Annotated in this window: 16 protein-coding genes; 6 read left to right on the plus strand and 10 right to left on the minus strand. The window is 45.9% G+C overall.

Annotated features, from left to right (window positions below; genetic code table 11):
• Positions 1-102: 102 nt before the first annotated feature.
• The 5 genes from E0765_RS10965 to E0765_RS10985 are packed head-to-tail and all read right to left on the minus strand — an operon-like array spanning position 103 to position 7912.
• Positions 103-1227 (minus strand): ABC transporter permease, encoded by a 1125-nt coding sequence (locus E0765_RS10965; protein ID WP_132813273.1) that lies wholly within the window; start codon positions 1225-1227, stop codon positions 103-105.
• A complete protein-coding gene (rbbA, locus tag E0765_RS10970; protein ID WP_132813274.1) occupies positions 1227-3950 on the minus strand; it encodes a ribosome-associated ATPase/putative transporter RbbA in 2724 nt (907 codons plus the stop codon). Before rbbA ends, E0765_RS10965 begins: the two co-directional genes overlap by 1 nt.
• Positions 3951-3952: 2 nt before the next feature.
• Positions 3953-4945 (minus strand): HlyD family secretion protein, encoded by a 993-nt coding sequence (locus E0765_RS10975; RefSeq protein WP_132813275.1) that lies wholly within the window; start codon positions 4943-4945, stop codon positions 3953-3955.
• Between the two features lie 22 nt (positions 4946-4967).
• Complete coding sequence (locus tag E0765_RS10980; protein ID WP_132813276.1) at positions 4968-7304, minus strand: ABC transporter substrate binding protein; 2337 nt, start codon at positions 7302-7304, stop codon at positions 4968-4970.
• Positions 7301-7912: a TetR/AcrR family transcriptional regulator gene (locus E0765_RS10985; RefSeq protein ID WP_255417908.1), complete on the minus strand. Its 612-nt coding sequence runs from the start codon at positions 7910-7912 to the stop codon at positions 7301-7303. The genes E0765_RS10980 and E0765_RS10985 overlap by 4 nt, the downstream gene beginning before the upstream one ends.
• 183 nt (positions 7913-8095) lie before the next feature.
• Between E0765_RS10985 and E0765_RS10990 the strand changes: the two genes are divergently transcribed.
• Positions 8096-9370: an HD-GYP domain-containing protein gene (locus E0765_RS10990; protein WP_255417909.1), complete on the plus strand. Its 1275-nt coding sequence runs from the start codon at positions 8096-8098 to the stop codon at positions 9368-9370.
• 11 nt (positions 9371-9381) lie between these two features.
• Positions 9382-10539 (plus strand): phospholipase A, encoded by a 1158-nt coding sequence (locus E0765_RS10995; RefSeq protein ID WP_132813278.1) that lies wholly within the window; start codon positions 9382-9384, stop codon positions 10537-10539.
• Between the two features lie 176 nt (positions 10540-10715).
• Here E0765_RS10995 and E0765_RS11000 read toward each other — a convergent pair whose 3' ends face one another.
• The 5 genes from E0765_RS11000 to tig form a co-directional block, all read right to left on the minus strand.
• Entirely contained in the window at positions 10716-11600 is an 885-nt protein-coding gene (locus E0765_RS11000; RefSeq protein WP_132813279.1) for a magnesium chelatase domain-containing protein, read from the minus strand.
• Positions 11601-11699: 99 nt separating this feature from the next.
• Complete coding sequence (gene def / locus E0765_RS11005; RefSeq protein WP_132813280.1) at positions 11700-12215, minus strand: peptide deformylase; 516 nt, start codon at positions 12213-12215, stop codon at positions 11700-11702.
• A gap of 7 nt (positions 12216-12222) precedes the next feature.
• Positions 12223-13212: a diguanylate cyclase gene (locus E0765_RS11010; protein ID WP_255417910.1), complete on the minus strand. Its 990-nt coding sequence runs from the start codon at positions 13210-13212 to the stop codon at positions 12223-12225.
• Positions 13213-13300: 88 nt separating this feature from the next.
• A complete protein-coding gene (gene clpP / locus E0765_RS11015) occupies positions 13301-13897 on the minus strand; it encodes an ATP-dependent Clp endopeptidase proteolytic subunit ClpP (RefSeq protein WP_132813282.1) in 597 nt (198 codons plus the stop codon).
• Positions 13897-15198, minus strand: coding sequence for a trigger factor (gene tig, locus E0765_RS11020; protein WP_132813283.1), 1302 nt, complete (start codon positions 15196-15198; stop codon positions 13897-13899). Before tig ends, clpP begins: the two co-directional genes overlap by 1 nt.
• Positions 15199-15348: 150 nt before the next feature.
• Here tig and folE point away from each other — a divergent pair, with 150 nt between their 5' ends.
• The 4 genes from folE (at position 15349) to E0765_RS11040 (ending at position 19582) form a co-directional block, all read left to right on the plus strand.
• Positions 15349-15936, plus strand: coding sequence for a GTP cyclohydrolase I FolE (folE, locus tag E0765_RS11025; protein WP_132813284.1), 588 nt, complete (start codon positions 15349-15351; stop codon positions 15934-15936).
• 3 nt (positions 15937-15939) lie between these two features.
• Positions 15940-17247, plus strand: a complete 1308-nt coding sequence (gene fliI / locus E0765_RS11030) for a flagellar protein export ATPase FliI (protein WP_132813285.1) — start codon at positions 15940-15942, stop codon at positions 17245-17247.
• A gap of 132 nt (positions 17248-17379) precedes the next feature.
• Positions 17380-18594, plus strand: coding sequence for a NifS family cysteine desulfurase (locus tag E0765_RS11035; protein ID WP_132813286.1), 1215 nt, complete (start codon positions 17380-17382; stop codon positions 18592-18594).
• 13 nt (positions 18595-18607) lie between these two features.
• On the plus strand, positions 18608-19582 hold the full coding sequence (locus tag E0765_RS11040; RefSeq protein WP_132813287.1) for an iron-sulfur cluster assembly scaffold protein: 975 nt from the start codon (positions 18608-18610) through the stop codon (positions 19580-19582).
• The last annotated feature ends 40 nt before the right edge of the window (positions 19583-19622 follow it).

A 19622-nucleotide genomic window follows, 5' to 3' on the forward strand; every position in this document is an offset into this window, starting at 1 on the left:
GACTTTAGCGAATCTAATCCGCTTCTTTAAGCTTTAGGTCGTAAAAACTACAATCCAACAGCCTTCTCAGCTGCCTATTTTAACTCCGCGCTTGACAATGCCTTACGTTGATGAAGCTATGCTTTTTTTAAATAGCATCAACGCAATTGAAAAATAGGCGGCTCCTATTGCGACTATTGAAATCATATTCGGCCAGACGATATCCAATCCTGCGCCTCGGTAGAGTATTGCCTGTGCCAGACTGACAAAATGACTTGTCGGCATTAACAACATCACATTTTGCAACCAGTGAGGCATGCTTTCAAACGGAGTAATTCCTCCCGATAAGACTTGTAACGGTAATATAGTCAGAATAAAGATCAAACCGAGCTGAGGCATTGTCCGCGCAATAGTTCCCATAAGTATCCCCATCGATGTTGTAGCAAGTAAAACAAGCATCGCACCGAACAAAAAAAGGAATTCGGAGCCGGCTACTGGGACTTGTAGCACTCCTTCAACTACAAATATCAAAGAAAATGAAGCTGAGATAAGGACAACTACGCCCATCGACCAGATTTTGGCAAGAATGATTTCAGAGGCATTGAGAGGCATAACCATTAGATGCTCCAATGTGCCGTGCTCACGTTCACGTATTAATGCTGCACCAGTGAGAATAATGGAAAGTAAGGAAATCATACTGATGATCTCCATCACACCTCCAAACCACTTACTTGTGAGATTAGGATTGTATTTCATTCGTGTGATGATGCTTATAGGCAGTGGTCGTTTAGCTTGTACACCAATGAAATAATTATTGATCTCTTGGTTGATGATTTGTTGGATATAGCCTGCTCCGATTCCTGCCTGTGTCATTCGAGTCGCATCTATATTTACCTGAATTTCGGGCTTTTTACCTGATATTAGTTTCTTTTCAAAATTGCTTGGTATTACTATGACAAATGTATACAGTGACGCATCAAGTTTAGCATCTATTTCTGAGAATGCAAATAGGTCAGGTTTTGTAAATCTTGGGGGATAGAAGGCTTTGATTATCTGGTGCGATAACTTTGAACCATCTTCATCAACAAAACCAATCGGGGCATTGTGCAGTTCAGTCGAGGTTGCAGTGGCACCAACATAAATGGCAAAAGTAAAGGAGTATACAATTAAAATCATCATCACTTTATCGTGCCATAAACTGTAAAGCTCTTTGACACCTAGTCGAAAGATGTTTAATAGATGTTCCATTATACTTCCTGCTTTTTCAATAGCATTAGGCTAAACATGGAAATCACAACCAAAATAATTGCCATAGCAATAAAATCCCGATATAAATCATTGAACTGAAGCGCTTTACTAAATATTCCGCGGCTGATATTGATAAAATAAGTTGCCGGGAAAATATATCCGATAAAAGCGCCTACCCCTTCAAGCGAAGAGATAGGGTCTTTCATACCTGAGAAATTAACAGTAGGCAACAATGTAAAAATTGCTGTGCCAGCGAGAGCGGCAATCTGTGTTTTCATGAACGACGACATCAAAAAACCTATCCCCGTTGTAATGGTCACATAGAGTAATGCGCCCAAACTCAAAGTGAGCAGACTCCCTTTTGGATATACGCCGAAAACACTAACCGCCAAAGCGAGCAAAATCAAAAATCCGATCATACTGATAAAAATATATGGAAGTTGTTTACCAATCAAAAACTCCAATCGTGTCACCGGTGTAGCATAAAAGTTGGTGATTGAGCCTAGCTCTTTTTCACGCACTACGCTCAGTGCCATGAGAATAGAAGGGATGAATATCAGAAGCATCGGTACGACTGCAGGGACCATGGCATATATACTCTTGAAATCCTGGTTATACCGATAGCGCATTTCAATATTTGCTGGGTAACTAGCCGGTACGTGACCCAATGTATCACGCGCTAGTTGGTGAATGTATTCCAGATGCATGCCTTGAACGTACCCACGTATCGTCTCGGCACGAAATGGCATTGCACCGTCAATCCATGCAGAAATTTCTGTATAGCGGCCTTTTTTCAGATTTTCTCCAAAGTCGGGCGGGATAACCAAAGCTACAGATAATTCTCCTGACTTCATCCTATTATCGAGTTCATCAAATGAATGTAACGGAAGATGTTCGACAAAATATCGCGATCCGGCCAGATTTTGAGTGTATTGTCGGCTTTGGGGTGTACCGTCTTGGTCCAATACCGCAAAACGGAGATCCTCAACGTCCATTGTAATACCGAAGCCCAAAATGAGCATTAAAATACCGGTTCCCAATAATGCGAATACGAGACGCACAGGATCACGGATAAGTTCCAGCGACTCGCGGAAAGCATATCCGAAAAGACGTAAAGGGCTGAAAAAGCGGTTTGTATATGATTCATTTTCATTTCTAGCATGAAGTGTCTCTGATTTTTCAAATGAGACACCAATATCTTGTTCATCTTCGAGATAATCGATAAACGCATCTTCCAAAGTTGCTTGGTTGCGAGAACGGATCAAAGCCTCGGGTGTATCACTGGCAAGTACTTTTCCTTGATGCATCAGAGAGATGCGGTCGCATCGTTCGCCTTCATTCATAAAATGGGTAGAAACAAAAATAGTAACCCCATCTTTTCTGGATAGGTCGATCAAAAATTCCCAAAAACTGTCGCGGGAGACAGGATCTACTCCCGATGTCGGTTCATCTAAGATAAGCATCTCCGGTTTGTGAATAACAGCGACTGCAAGAGAAAGACGCTGACGAATACCTAACGGAAGATCGGCGGCTTCAGCATCTTTATACTCATCCAGATTAAAACGTTCTATCATCTGTTGAACTCTTGATTCAATCTGCTCCGAGGGTAGATGAAAAAGCTGTGCATGAAGGAGCAAGTTCTGGTAAACACTGAGCTCAGAGTAGAGAGAAAAAGCTTGTGTCATATAGCCGACACGTTTACGCGTATCTAAATTATTGGCATTTGTTTCTTCACCGAAAAGCCAAGCCTGTCCCCCGCTCGGAGACAACAATCCCGTCAGCATCTTCATAGTCGTTGTCTTTCCGCAACCGTTAGAACCTAAAAATCCAAAAATCTCCCCTTTCTGAATCGAAAAACTGACATTGTCGACAGCTGTAAAGTCACCGAATTTCATGGTCAGATTTTTGGCAATGATCGCTGGGCATTCCTCTGCGCTAACAATGCGTGGCGGTACAACTAACAAATGATGTCCATGTTGTTTTTCATCTGGAAGGAGACGGATAAATGCTGTGTCTAAATTATCACAGTGTGTTTGGGTCATTAATTCCTGAGGAGATCCTTCAGCCAATATTTTCCCATCGTCCATCGCGATCAGCCAGTCAAAACGCTGTGCTTCCTCCATATATGCCGTTGCGACAATGACGCTCATTCCTTCTCCGCGATTTCGGAGATGGTCGATAAGTTCCCAAAATTGGCGTCGAGAAAGCGGATCGACTCCAGTAGTAGGCTCGTCCAAAATTAATAAGTCTGGATCATGGATCAAAGCACAGCATAATCCCAGTTTTTGTTTCATTCCTCCGGAAAGTTGCCCGGCTGGACGGTCTTTAAACGGTGCCAGTCCGGTACTCTCCAGTAACTCGGTTATTCTGCTATTACGTTCCTCTCTTCCTTGTCCGAATAAACGTCCGAAAAAATCGACATTTTCATACACCGATAATGACATATATAGATTTTTCCCGAGACCCTGAGGCATATAGGCAATACGTGGGCATACTTTTTCACGGTATTGCCGTTCCGCCATATTTCCTCCAAATACTTCAATCGACCCTTGTTGAATAATCCGCACTCCTGCTATGAGTCCTAAAAGAGTTGATTTCCCGACACCATCAGGTCCGATAAATCCAACCATACATCCTGCCGGAATACTAACAGTCGCATTTTCGACTGCTACCGTATTGCCGTAATAATGGGTAATCCCTTTTAAAGATACAGCCGTTTTCATAATTAGTTTAGAAGTTTGGCAGAATCAACGGCTTTAGGCCAAGAAGCATTTGAATCAAGGCGTATATAGGCAACTCCCGGTACTCCACTATTTATTTGAAGCTTTCCAGATTGCAACAACTCGGGATCTACTTTTACTTTGATCCGAAACATTAATTTTTCCCGTTCACTTTTTGTCTCAATCTCTTTAGGAGTAAATTGAGCATCAGGAGAAACAAAAGACACGTTGGCATTAATGGCAGTATTTGGCAATGCATCCAATAATATTCTCGCTTCACTCCCAACTTTTACACGCCCCGCATACGACGTTGGAATGAAAATCGTCATATAAATATCATCCATTTTGAGTACAGTTAATACTTTTCCGCCCGATCCGATTATTTCTCCTGGTTCCAGTAGTTTGTATAGGACTCGTCCTTCTATGGGAGACTTTAGAAAGCTATCATTGATATTCGTTTGTATCACCTGTTTTTGAGCTAATGCTGCATTGATAGCACTATCTGAAGCAATAACCTGTGCTTTTGCTGCCGCAATAGCCGCCACTAACGTGTCGACAGCCGCTTCATGCTGCTGAAGTTGCACCAATGATATATTATTATTTACATAAAGGTTTTGAGAGCGTGCTAGATTTTTACGCGCCAATTCGAGTTCACTCTGGTGCTGACGTACAATGGCAGATGCATATTTTTTATTTTCTTTAGCCTGTTGCACTTGAGCCTGAGCCTGTTGCAATTTCGCATTCAGTTCATCCGTATCAAGCCTTGCCACAATCTGTCCAGCTTTGACGATATCACCTTCATTCACTGATACTTCAGTCAAACGTCCAGATAGTTTGGTTGCAATATCTACTTCTGTCGCTTCAATCCTTCCGTTTCCGAAAGCGATGGATTCGGGAAGTTCTGATTGGTTTAGGTAATTGTATAAGAAAATCCCTCCTCCTATAATTCCTGCAACAACACTGATAATAATTAACCGCTTAAAGATTATTTGTTTCATTCATTTGCCCTTTTTCACCAATTTATTTATTCATAATATACGTTTCCAAACGTTTAATCAATTTTTCACGCTCCGAATCTTCTACAAAAAGATTAAAAGAGCCAATATCCTGCTGTAATTGGAGTAAATCCATCATAAAACGATATGTAGTATTTGCCGATTCCAGATCGGCGATTAAACTAGTATTTTGCGCAGAAAGAAGATCGCTCATCGTCCGTGTACCCTTGGCATAATTCTCCCTTACCATGTTGAAACTCTTTTTAGCGGTAAGAGCTGCTTCTTCGGAAAGGTCTATTGAAGAGTAACTGGCTTTCAACATATGAAGGTCACTCCGTATTTGTTGTTCCGTTCTTCGCAACTGATCCATATAATTTATTTCCAATTGCTGTAGTTTCAATTGTGTACGCGTGCTTCTTGCTTTTCGTGCACCACCCTCATAAAGAGGCAACGAAAGACGAACCCCAGCTTGCCAGTCCGTCTCGTTTTTCATGTTGATTCCCGCACCTGGATTTCTGGTCTCGTCAAAAATATGCGAAACATCTGCTCCGAATATGATATCCGGGGACCAGTAAGAACGTTCATCCGAAAGAAGCTGCCGTTTCTGCGCTCTCATTTGCGCATTTAACTGATGTAATTGGGGTATGTTATCAATCCCCTCACTAATAAAAAAAGAAGACATGGCATCAAAACTGCGCTGATCTGTAATCAATTCTGAAAGCACTTTCTTGTTATTGAGTATAACCGGGGTATCGAGAGTCGCCGGCTCAGTGATAAAACGTTCACTAATCTTACGATTTAAAATCAGATTCAAACCATCTTTTCCTTTTTCGACGTCTGCTCTGGCATTCAAAACGTTTTGCCGTGCTGTTGCAATTGCACTTTCCCAGTAATAGACATCAGACATATCTGACGAACCGGCTTGAACCCGCCCTTTTGCCAATTCAAGATTCGTTTGAGTCAGTGTAAGATTATCTTGCTGTATACGATAATGTGTCTGAGCGATCAAAACATTTAAAAAAGCAGTCATTGCCTGTTTTACCACTTCAATTTCCAGGGAACGTTGCTGCTCTTCGATAGCAACTTGTAATTCCTTTTGAATCTCCAGATTTGCCAATGCTTTTTCAGAAAACAGAATCTGCTGTAACTTAATCCTACCGCTTACACTCTTTTCGGCGTAAAATCCATTTTCAACATAAACATTGTCACTGTTTTGTTGCGAATATTCAGCTTCACCGGTTATTTGCGGGAAAAGGACGGAACGCACTTCAGCAATGTTTTCCTTATTCGCTGCAACTCCAAGTTTGGCACCGATAATACTTAGATTGGCACGAATCGCTTCTTTAGCTATTGTAGTTAAGGATAGTTTTGGTTCTTTTTCTACTGTTTCATTGAATAAAATAGCATTATCCAAAACACTAAACTTTGGGTAGACTCCGATTGCAGGCGCAGTTTGCATATTAATCATCAGCTGCTGTTTTTGCTCAATCAGCACCGGTTGTTCTTCCACTTTTTTCCCACGCATGACAGCTAGTATGTTCAACGCTGTTCTGCGTGCTCTTCGAGATAAGTCATCTTTCTCTGCAGATGAAGCTAAAGCCCCTTCATATATCATAGTTCCATCACCTAAAGCATACGTCGGCAGCTTTCGTTCATTGATCGTTTTAATCCATTGTTTTCGAACTCCGGTATCCACACTACTTAAAGAGGTTAGCATCAGTGCGTTCAAATCGGCAGGAATTTTATGTGTAATATCTTTGTCCCGCTCATTTACTGGTATAAATATTAGTTCTATTCCCTGCTTCTTCGCTTCAGTCACCGCCTTATTGGCCGCTGTGGCAAACAGTCGGTATTGAGACTCTTCGAGTACGATTCCTATCTTCTTAAATGAGACAAGTTTTTGAAATTTCCGAATCTCTTCGTTTAGTTGTGTTTCAGCCGTCACATAATTTAGATTATGAATGGAAAAACGGTTATGTTTTTGCACTCCCGACAATGAAACATTATAAACAAACGGTGCAAATGTCGGTTTTGAAAATGCGGTGCGTGTCAATGCGATCTGAGATGCCATACTACCAATTAAAAGAACAAAATCTATGTCAGGATCTTTTTGAAATTTTTCTATAGATGACCGTATCCGTTCGACCGAAAAATTTCCGTTATAGCGTTTCGATTCTGGAAACCGGACCGTAAATTCCCCTTCACTCGCTTTTTGGATTTCATCGATAAGCAATGTTTGCGCTTCGAAAAGTTTTGGATTTTCGCCATCCGATATAATTCCAACCGTATATGTATATCCAGCAAATACTTCACTAACCGTTACAGTCCATACCAATACGGCAGCAAGAATCGATAGTTTCATGAGTTGTCTTTTTTTAGAAGTTGAATAAACATCTCTACAGCTTCATCTACTCTTGACACTAAATCACCACCCGCAAATATCCAATATTTGGCCATCCCGAACGTAATGCCGTCAAATAAAAAAAATAGTTCCATTGGATTTTTAGAACAGTTCAAAGATTTTAATAATGGTTTCATAACCTTCTCGGAAACATAAAGATGCATTTGTGTTAAAGGGTTATATTCATCTGAAGATACGTGTAGGTTGAAAGTTGGATCATGCAAGATAACCTCTTTCAAGGCATTTTTATTTTTGACTATGGCAGTAAATTTGATTTTTACCATGATTTTAAGCATTTCAATAGGGTCAGTTTTATTTTCTAGTTCTTGTTCCATAAGGTCGATGTAATACTCAATTAATCCAATAATAAATTGGTTATATAAAGCTTCTTTCGATCCAAACATACTGTAGATTGCACCGACTGATACTCCTGCATTTTTAGCCAGATCAGAAATTTTCATATTCTCATACCCTTCGTTTACAAAAAGGGTTCCGGCTTCTTCCAGTATAAGGTCACGTTTCATTTCTTGAACTTTTCTTTTAAACGTCATAACTGCTTTTTCCTGCATTTTCTTAGTATTATGCAAAATGTAAACTTAAAATAACAATATGACTCTTTTTTTGAATTAAGTTCATTTTTATATATTGAATTGTTATAATGTACTTAAAAAATTTAAATGAGGCCGTTTTTTTATATGTCACGGCTGAATATCCGGAGGTCATATAAACGCACGGGCAGAATGGTGTACTACGTGAGAGAAAGTATTTTATTTAAATTTTTTGCAAGAATTTTCTTGATCCTTATTATTGTAGTTCTTTTTGCATTTGCTGCTATTTATTACTATATTGAACGACAAAACGGTGAATATATTAGTAGTCTGATTGAAAGATCCCAAAAACAATTTGCCAATACTTTATCTCTGTATCCTGACGCATCTGAGAACATAAAAGAATCTTTTACAAAATCGCATAAAAAGATTGTAGAAAATAATGTTGTCAAAATTGAGTTAAAGGACAAAAAACAAAATATTCTCATTAATTATGAAATGCAATCGGTTCCCGCACATGTCAGATCCGTTTATCAAACTATATCTTTCGCCCCTGGCAAACTATTGAATTACATTATGCTTCCAATCAATGATCAAAGTTTCGCTCTCGTTTATATTAAAAAAATTAACACCAAAAATCAGCAGTTTTATACTTTAAAAATGATTATTCTACTTCCTTCAGAGACTGTCAATATGATGCGAGAAAAAATGAGAGAGGCTTTTTATGCCATTTCTTCAATTATTTTTCTTGTCATGATCAGTATCTTTCCACTTATATATCGCCAATACCGTGAACTCGAAAACGACCGCCAAATACTACTTAAAAGTAATTTCCAGATGATTGAAGCCTTGGGAAATGCAATAGCTCTAAGAGACAGTGACACATCTGATCACAATTATAGGGTGACTTACTATGCCTTACAGTTTGCAAAATCGTTAAGTCTGGACAAAGACCTCTTCCCGTCCTTATTAAAAGGGGCTTTCCTTCATGACCTTGGTAAAATCGGTATTTCAGATACAATATTGCTGAAACCAGGAAAACTAAATTCGACGGAATATATAGCGATGCAAAAACATGTCGAATACGGACTGAATATAATTGAAACCATTGCATGGATAAAAGACGATGCTGCCTCCATCATCGCTTCTCATCATGAACATTTTGACGGTACCGGATACCCCAAAGGACTTAAAGGAAATGATATTCCGTATATAGCACGCATATTTGCCATTGTCGATGTATTTGATGCGCTCACCTCAAAACGTCCATACAAAGATCCTCTAGACTTGGAAGAGAGTCTAAAAATTCTCAAGCAAGGTTCTGGAACACATTTTGATCCTCAAATGATTGAAATATTTGTAGCAATTGCTCCAAAACTCTACGAAGACGTTCATTGGCGAGACAATGAATCATTGCAAATGCTTTTAAAACAGGTCGTTAGTCCTTATATTTATTATTTCAAACATCATTTGACGTAAAAAGGATGTGCATGTCGCTGATTCGCTTCTCATTTTCTCTAATTGTATGCTTTACAACATTGATTTACGCAAATGAATATGAAGAAGGACTGAATCAATACAGGAACGGTCACTATACGGAAGCAGCACGTTTATTCTCTATTTCTGCCGAGACAGGTAATCCATACGCACAATACGCACTTGGACAAATGTATGAAGAAGGCAACGGTGTTGAGCGTAATATATCGAAAGCGATAGGTCTATACAAGCGTTCCGCCTCCATCTATCAACTGCCATCCATTTCCTCTCAGAATGAACAGATCATTCCACAGGCACATCTATATCAAATTGACCCGCAAAGTGATGCAGAAAGACGAAAATATATTTTAGAAAATATTCCTATGCCGAAAGATATTGATGAACGCGAGACAATACTGACCAAGATCTTTGGTAATTTTGGGATGTTGCCTTATGAAAAGACATATTTAATCCCAGTTGCTTATACCACTAAAAATTACGAGAAATATGATCCGATTTCCTATCCGGGTTACCAAGAATTTAACAACAATATTGAAACAGAATTTCAGATCAGTTTGAAAAAAAATCTTACATATAATCTTCTTGGGCTAAATGAAGAGTTCGGATTTGGATATACTCAGGAAGTTTGGTGGCAATTCTATTCAAACTCATCACCTTTTCGTGAAAGTAATTATCGCCCAGAAATATGGCTTATGTTGCCCGTTCAGGATAAAAAATATGCTGATATCGGGTTAAAAGCATTTAAAATAGCTTTCTGGCATGAATCTAATGGGTTAGGCGAACCTCTATCAAGAGAATGGAATCAAGTTTACCTCGATACAATTTTCTTCTACAATAATCTAATAACTACTTTGAGAGTCTGGTATCCGGATCCTGGAGGAAACAATAAGGATATAGCTGATTATCTTGGATATGGACATGTCAAACTAAATTATATTCTGGGCAAACATCAATTTGATTTGACATGGCGCAACAACCTTCATTTTGGCGGTGATAATCGAGGTTCCATTGAGGGTGAATGGTCATATCCAATTGGATACTCAAAAAATAATTTTTGGTATATCAAAGCATTTAGTGGTTATGGGGCAAGTCTAATGGATTATGATCATTTTCAAAATCGTATAGGGTTCGGTTTTTTATTCTCACGATGAATTGACAAAATCAACAGATATAGATTTTGAACAAAGGTTAAGAGATTGGTTAGGCTATTTAAAGATATTTGCTCCGTTTGAAAAAGATAATATAACCCTACCGTTTAGATAATCTATATATTGCTATGAATAGTAAGTGCTATGTAGTAGCATATTTTATTGTAAGGTAGCAGGAATTATTGTAAATCATACCCGCCGCCAAAAATGCTGGCGCCGGTACTCGTGTGGTGGGGGGAGCGAAACGGGCGAAGCGGCGTGAAAGAGGGCTCTTTTCCCTCCAGGATTTCGAGCTTGGCGCAATCGAGCATTTCGTCGTTGTGCAGCGGGGGGAGAATATGACGCAGCCGTTTGGCGATCATCGATTTCCCGCTCCCGGGAGAACCTTCCAGCAGCAGATTGTGCATCCCCGCAGCGGCGATGAGAGCGGAGCGTTTGGCGTGTTCCTGTCCGCGAATGTCGCGAAAATCGAGGGGATATTCTTCATGATAGAAATAGGGTTCCCCTTCGTGTTCGAGGCGTTTGAAATCGAACGAGGAACATTCCGCGGGTTCGGGCGCGGCAACGCCCCGAAGAAGTTCGAGGGTTTGGGTAAGGCTCGATACACCGTAAAAAGAGATGCCGGGTATTTTGGAGAGTTTGGCAACGCTGACGTCGGGGACGACGGCGCGTCGTATCAAGCCCTGGTTGGCTAAAGAGAGGATGATCGGATAGAGGAGGGTGTTTTCGCTCACGCTGCCATCCAGCCCCAGCTCGCCGAAAACGTACCACCCCTCGGTCGACTCTTCTCCGTTCCCCAGTGCGATCAGCGCCGCGATGGCCAGATCGAAATGCGACCCCTCCTTGCGCAGGTCACTCGGAGCGAGATTGACGGTGAGGCGTTTGGGGGGGAACGTGAAACCGTTTCCCAGTAGGGCCGATTTCACCCGCTCTTTGGACTCGTTGATGGCCGTATTGGCCATACCGACGATCGTAAAAGCCGGGAGTCCTTTGGTGGCGGTAAACTGGACTTCGACGGGTTTGGCGTCGATCCCTTCGAATGTGGCGCACAACAACTGTTTCATGGCGAGTACCGTTATGGGATTTGAGAGATATTGTAACCGGAAAATGTTATTTTTGGGTAAATATTGCAAAATGCAAAGAGAAGGAGGCGGCGGAAGGGATTATTTTTTCTCTTTTTGTGCTCTTTTGTACTCTTTTTCAAATTTTTTACGACGGTTGTAGGAGAGCTTTTCGATGAAAAGTTTACCGTCGAGATGGTCGATTTCATGCTGGATCGCGATGCTGAGCAGCTCCTCGGCTTCGAGGAGGCATGGGTTGCCGAAGCGGTCCTGGTAATGGAGCGTCAGCGATTCGTAGCGCTCGACGTCCTCATAAAATCCCGGAACGCTCAGGCACCCTTCCTGGTAGAGGGTGGTACCCTTGGGATTGTGGATAACGGGATTGATGATTTCGATCAAACGGTCGCGCGACTGGTTCCCCTCTTCGTCGGGAATGCACAATATCAGGGCGCGGATAGGATTGGCGACCTGGATCGCGGCAAGGCCGATGCCGTTGGAGAGCATCATCGTATCGTACATGTCGTCGAGAAAACGGTGCAATGCTTCGTCGAACTCCGTAACGGGGGCCGAGACGGTTTTGAGAATTTTATTGGGATAAGTGACGATCGGGAGAATCATGAAGGCTTTATTCGTTGCTGGTTGCGACCATGTAGCGCAGTTTCGAATTCTCGTCGGCCATGTTCATCGCATCGAGGGTGTTGACCAGGGTCTGTTCGACTCCCTCGGCAGCCGTCATTTCGGCGATCCCGATCGCGATGCGCAGCTGAATCTCTTTTTCGGCCAGAAAGAAGTTGCTCGAAGCGACGAGGTCGTATAGACGCTCAGAAGCCCGCTTGGCACTTTCGATGTCGGTGTGTTTGAGCACCATCGCGAATACCCCTTCGCCGTAGTGGGCGACGATATCGCTGCGCCGGGAAGTTTTCAACAGTAACCGTGCCACGGTGCGGATCATCAGCTGCTGCGCTTTTTCGCTTTGGATAATCGAACTGGTCTCTTTGGAGAGGCGCACGGTGATGAGAGAGCTTTTGTGCTTGAACTCGTCGATCAGGTTGCGTTCCTGCTCAAGTTTGGTGAGGAGATAACGTTTATTGTAAACGCCGTACTGGTTGTCGAAAATCGTTTCGTTTTCGACCTGGCGTACGATTCCCGCTGTTTCGTCGTATACGCTTTTCATGTGCGTGACCTGTTTTTTGAGGATCGCACTGAGTTTGTTGACGTCGTTGCTCAACGATGAGAGCAGGTCACTGGCTCCCGCTACGGTCGGGACGCTTTTCATCTCTTCCTTGCGTTTATCGAGAATTTTCTCCATTAACGCGATGTTTTTGTAGAGGGTGGCACTGAGCTGCAGGATGTTTTTGATCGAGAGAAAACCCTGTTTGAGGTTTTTTTCGAGTTCGACGCTTTTGTCGTCGTGGTTGTCCTCTTCGAGTTCGAGGATAGAGCCGATCTGGCGGCGAAGGCTTTCGCTTTTGTCTTCGAGAATACGGTCGAAGTAGAGGGCGAAATTGTTGGGGGTCGGGGGAAGGTTGTCTGATATCAGGGCGCTCAGAACCTCTTTCGCAAAAATTTCCAGATCGCTGGTTGGGTCACTTAAAGAACCGGTACTGATACTCATAAAATTATTGCTCCCGTCAGGATTGGTTTGGGGGGCGGGCCGCTGTGAGCGCTTGAGATCACTGAGACTCGCCATGAAACATCCCTAATTATTTGTCTTCTTTTTCTTTTTGGACAAGCACTTCGTCAATGATACCATAACTTACCGCTTCTTCTGCGGACATGAAGTTGTCGCGGTCGGTATCTTTTTCAAGTTTTTTAACACTTTGTCCGCAGTTTTTCGCCAGGATCTCGTTGAGTTCGGCTTTCATCCGAAGAATCTCTTTGGCCTGAATCTCGATATCGGTAGCCTGTCCCTGCGCGCCGCCCAGGGGCTGATGGATCATGATCCGCGCGTGGGGGAGAGCGTAGCGTTTGCCTTTGGTTCCCGAACTGAGCAAAAAAGCGCCCATTGACGCCGCCTGGCCGATACAGATCGTGCAGACATCGGGACGGATGTAGTTCATCGTATCGTAGATCGCCATTCCCGAGGTGATGACGCCGCCGGGAGAGTTGATGTAGAAATAGATGTCCTTGGTCGGGTCTTCCGCTTCCAGAAACAACAGCTGAGCGACGATCGAAGAAGATACGGCATCGTTGACTTCGCCGCTGAGCATAACGATACGGTCTTTGAGCAGACGCGAATAGATGTCGTAGGAGCGCTCTCCGCGCCCCGTCTTTTCGATGACGTAAGGGATGTAGCTCATTAGGCCTCTTTGATTTTGTCGTTGAGCAGTTTGCTAAGAACGCGATCTTCGATCATCGCCATCTGGATCGCCGGAAGGTATCCCGACTCTTGGTAGTGTTTGTAGATCGCTGAAGGGTCTTGTCCCATCTGCATCGCTTCGAAATAGATCGTCTGCATCAGTTCCTGCTCGCTCACCGCAACGTTTTCGGCGCGGGCAAGGGCATCGACGATGAAGGTCGCTTTGACGGCGCGGCAGGCGTCGTCACGGAACGTTTCGCGCAGCGCTTTGACTTTTTCGGCGTCGTTGCGCAGCTCTTCGAGCTCCGCTTCGGCCATTTCCCGCGCTTTTTTGTTCAGCGCCATGTCCATCTCCTGCTCGACGATGAATTCGGGAAGGTCGATTGTAAACGCGTTGACGAAAGTTTCCATCAGTTTGGGTTTGAGTTCGTCGTTGTAGATTTTGCTCATCTCTTCGCTCTCAAGCTGCTCTTTCACTTTTTCTTTGAGCATTTCGAGGTTCGCGTCTTCGAAACCGGGAAGCATTTTTTTCGCGAGTTCGTCGTCGATGCTGACCGCTTCTTTTGCCTGGATCGCGTTGACTTTTACCTTGAACTGGGCCGGTTTGCCCGCCAGTTTGCTGCCGCCGTAGTTTTCGGGGAATGTGACGTCGATCGTTTTCTCTTCCCCTTTTTTCATCCCGATGACCTGGTCTTCAAATCCGGGGATGAACTGGCCGCTTCCGAGGCGGAGGCTGAACCCTTCGGCTTTCCCCCCTTCGAACGCTTCGCCGTCGACGAACCCTTCGAAATCGATCACCGCAGCGTCGCCGCTGATGAGCGCTCTGTCTTCTTCAACGTCGACGAACGGAGCCTGAGCGCCTGCGAGCTCTTCAATACGCTGCATAACCGCTTCGTCACTGATGGCGGGCTTGGCGACTTCGGGAACCATTGCCGCGTAATCGCCCAGTTCGATCGCGGGGCGGATCGCGAGGGTTACTTCAACGTCGATGCCGTTGTCGTTTTTATCGAATTTCGTGATCTGGGGTTCGCCGATCAGGGCGCTTGCCGCGATCTCCATCGCCTTGAGCCCTTCGTCAAGCAGGTCGCGGAGCGCCTGCGCTTCGGCGTCTTGTACCAGGCGGTCGCCGTATTGTTTTTTCACGGCGCTGACGGGGACTTTCCCTTTGCGGAAACCGGCGATTTTCGCCTCTTTGCTGAGCTGGTTGGCGATTTTCTCGATGTTGGCATCGATGGTGTTGCGGGTGATGGCCGCGTTGATTTTGGCGTTCGCAGAGTCGATTTTATTCGTAGTAATTTGCATTGAATCCCTTTGTTGTCGTTGTCTTGACAGACTAAATGGGGGCAATAATACCCAAAATGCTCTGATAAGTCTATGAAGGATCCGTTTTGCTCATCTGCTCCTCAGCAAAAACGTGATAAAGTAAGACCATCAAGATTGGACGAGAGAACGATGTCAAAAACAACCACCCAGCAAGCATTCGAAGACGCGGTCAAGACGATGATCCGCTACGTCGGCGAAGACGAAACCCGCGAAGGGCTCCTCAAAACTCCCGAGCGGGTCATGAAAGCGTACGAATTCATGTTCGGAGGCTACAATGAAGACCCGCAGGCGATTTTGAATTCGGCGATGTTTGAAACTTCCAACGACGAAATGGTGCTGATCAAAGATATCGAATTTTACTCGACGTGTGAACACCACCTCCTTCCGATTATCGGACGTGCCCATGTCGCCTATATTCCTGACGGAAAAGTGGTCGGCCTCTCCAAAATCCCGCGCGTAGTCGACGTTTTTGCCCGCCGGATGCAGATCCAGGAGCAGCTGACCGAACAGATCGCCGATGCCCTGATGCACGCGATCAGCCCCAAGGGGGTTGCGGTCGTCGTTCAGGCGCGCCACATGTGCATGGAGATGCGCGGCGTAGAGAAAATCAGTTCCACGACGACGTCGAGCGCACTGCGGGGGTTGTTCAAGCGGGACGAAAAAACGCGGATGGAGTTTTTCAACCTGATCAACTCGCCGGCCGGAACCCGATACTAAACGATGCCGCTCAAAACCATCCGAAGCCGTCTGGGAATCGAAAAGCTGACGACCCTGTTCGGGACGATCACCAAGATCAGCCCTACCGTAATCGTTGCCGAAGGGCTTCACGTCAGTATCGGCGATACGGTGCTGATCGTGTCGGAAATGAGCGGTGCCCAGGCGATGGGAATGGTCAGCGAGGTAGAGCGGAACCGGTTTTACATTACCCCGTTTCGGTTCGTGGAAGGGTTCCGGACCGGAGACAAGATTTATCCGAACCAGACGGGGATGATGATCGAGGTGGGAGACGCCCTGCTCGGACGGGTCGTCGATCCGTTCATGAACCCGATCGACGGGAAGGGACCGATCGGTTCCACCCATCTCGAACCGATCATCAAAGCTCCCATTGCGGCGATGAAACGGGGGATGATCGATGAGCCCTTCAGCGTCGGGGTCAAGACGATCGACGGGCTGCTCACCTGCGGGAAAGGGCAGAAACTGGGAATATTCGCCGGGAGCGGCGTCGGCAAATCAACCCTGATGGGGATGATCGTCCGCGGCGCCCAGGCGCCGATCAAAGTGGTCGCCCTGATCGGGGAACGGGGGCGTGAGGTTCCCGAATTCATCGAAAAAAACCTCGGCGGAAATCTCGAAAATACGGTGATTGTCGTCGCCACCAGCGACGATTCGCCGCTGATGCGCAAATACGGGGCGTTCAGTGCGATGAGCGTGGCGGAGTATTTCAAAGGCAAAGGGCTCGATGTTCTGTTCATGATGGACTCCGTGACCCGTTTTGCGATGGCACAGCGTGAGATCGGCCTTGCGCTGGGAGAACCTCCCACCTCGAAAGGGTATCCCCCCTCGTCGCTTACCCTGCTGCCGCAGCTTATGGAGCGGGCCGGCAAAGAGGAGGGAAACGGTTCGATCACCGCTTTTTTTACGGTGCTCGTCGAAGGGGATGACCTGAGCGACCCGATCGCCGATCAGTCGCGCTCGATTCTCGACGGCCACATCGTCCTTTCGCGGGAACTGACCGATTTCGGGATCTATCCTCCCATCCATATTCTCAATTCCGCGTCGCGGGTCATGAACGATATCATTTCCCCCGAACATTTCGCCGCCGCCCGGCGGTTTCGCCGCCTCTATACTTTACTTAAAGAGAACGAGATGCTGATCCGCATCGGCGCATACGTCAGGGGAACCGACCGGGAACTTGACGAAGCGATCGGGAAAAAAGAGCAAATGGAGAAATTTCTTTCGCAGGGGGAAAAATTTCAAACCGATTTTCAAGAAACGGTCGATCAGCTGATCGCAATGATGGCCAACTGATACCGAATCCTTAAACCGCGTTAAACATAAAAAACCCTTAAGGTTAGTATAACGAGCTTTGCTCTATTATCCCGAAAGTTAAACAAGAGAGAATTTGTCTTTTATTGCGTGACGATTTCTCGAGGAGAATTTATGCAAGTCTATTTGGACAACAACGCCACGACCAGAGTCGACCCTGCCGTCGTCGAGGCGATGATCCCGTTTTTCAGCGAAATCTACGGGAACCCCAATTCGCTTCACCGTTACGGCACCGCTTCGCATCCGGCCATTACCAAAGCGATCAACCAGATGTACAAAGCGATCAATGCGGGCGATGACGACGATATCATTTTTACGTCGTGTGCGACCGAATCGAACAACTGGGTACTCAAATCGGTATGGGTAGACAAGATCCTTAACGGCGACAAGAACCACATTGTGACGACCGAAGTCGAACACCCATCGGTCCTCTCGACCTGTAAATTCCTCGAAGAGCAGGGGGTTAAGGTGACGTATCTGCCGGTGAACGACCAGGGGATCGTCGAAGCGCACACCCTGCGCAGTTTCATCACCGATAAAACGGCTCTTGTTTCGGTGATGTGGGCGAACAACGAGACGGGGATGATTTTCCCGATCAAGGAGATCGGCGAAATTTGCCGTGAACGGGGAGTGCTGTTCCACACCGACGCGGTGCAGGCGGTCGGAAAAATTCCGGTCGACGTCCAGGACGTCCATGTTGATTTCCTCTCGATGTCGGCCCATAAATTTCACGGTCCAAAAGGGATCGGGGCCCTCTATATCCGCAATTCCGAAGCGTTGACCCCGCTGTTGCACGGAGGCGAACACATGGGTGGGCGCCGTTCAGGGACACTGAACGTCCCCTACATTGTCGGGATGGGTAAAGCGATCGAACTGGCCACCGAGAATATCGAAGCCAAGATGGCTTCCATCCGTGCCAAGCGTGACCGCCTCGAAGATGCCCTCCTCGCCGAACTGAGCGACGTCATGGTCGTCGGAAACCGCGACAACCGTACTCCCAACACGATCCTCATCTCGATCCGCGGGGTTGAGGGGGAAGGGATGCTGTGGGATCTCAACAACGCCCTGATCGGTGCATCCACCGGTTCGGCCTGTGCGAGCGAGGATCTCGAGGCCAATACCGTTATGCTGGCGATCGGGGCCGACCACGAACTGGCGCATACGGGGATCCGTCTGAGCCTTTCGCGTTTCACGACCGACGAAGAGATCGATTACGTGATCGACGCGTTCAAAAAAGCGGTCGTGCGGTTACGCGCGATTTCAAGTTCTTATGCAAAAGTTCAGCCGACACCGGGTGGTGAGGCTGCGGAATGCAATATCCACCACTGAGAAGGAAACAATTATGGCAAAAAATGATCTTTTGGGCGGGTCTCTTTGGGACCAGTATTCGAACAAAGTTACCACGCTGATGAATAATCCCCAGCATCAGGGGGAGATTACGCAAGAGGAGTGCGACGCTGCTGGGCATAAACTCATCGTCGCCGATTTCGGGGCAGAGAGCTGCGGTGACGCGGTGCGCCTTTACTGGGAAGTCGATCCCGCTACCGATACGATCGTCAATTCGAAGTTCAAAAGCTTCGGATGCGGTACGGCGATTGCCAGCTCGGACATGATGACGCAGCTGTGTATCGGCAAAACGGTCCAGGAAGCGGTCAAGATCACCAACATCGACGTCGAATTCGCCCTCCGCGACACCCCTGACGTTCCTGCGGTTCCCCCGCAGAAAATGCACTGTTCGGTCATGGCGTACGACGTCATCAAAAAAGCGGCGGGTCTTTACCTGGGTGTCGATGCGGCGAGCTTCGAAGACGAGATCATCGTCTGTGAGTGCGCGCGCGTCAGCCTGGGAACGCTGCGCGAAGTGATCCGCCTCAACGACCTCAAAACGGTCGAGCAGATCACCGATTACACCAAAGCGGGCGGATTCTGTAAATCCTGTATCAAGCCGGGCGGACACGAAGCGCGCGAGTATTATCTGGTTGACATCCTTGCCGACGTTCGCCGCGAAATGGACGAGGAGAAAATGCGCGCCGCTGCCGATGCGGGAACGCACGGCGATTTCGAGACGATGACCCTTGTGCAGAAGATCAAGGCGATCGACAGCGTCATCGACGAGAGCGTCCGTCAGTTCCTTGTCATGGACGGCGGAAACATGGAAGTCATCGACATCAAAGACTCACCCGATTATATCGACGTCTATATCCGCTATCTGGGTGCGTGTTCGGGATGCGCGAGTTCGACGACCGGAACGCTTTACGCCATCGAAGCGACGCTCAAGGAAAAACTCTCCCAGAAGATCCGCGTTCTGCCGATCTGATTTTCTGTTTTAGAAAAGTGGGGATTGCCCCAGCCAAACT

This window comes from Sulfuricurvum sp. IAE1, assembly GCF_004347735.1.
GTDB lineage: Bacteria > Campylobacterota > Campylobacteria > Campylobacterales > Sulfurimonadaceae > Sulfuricurvum.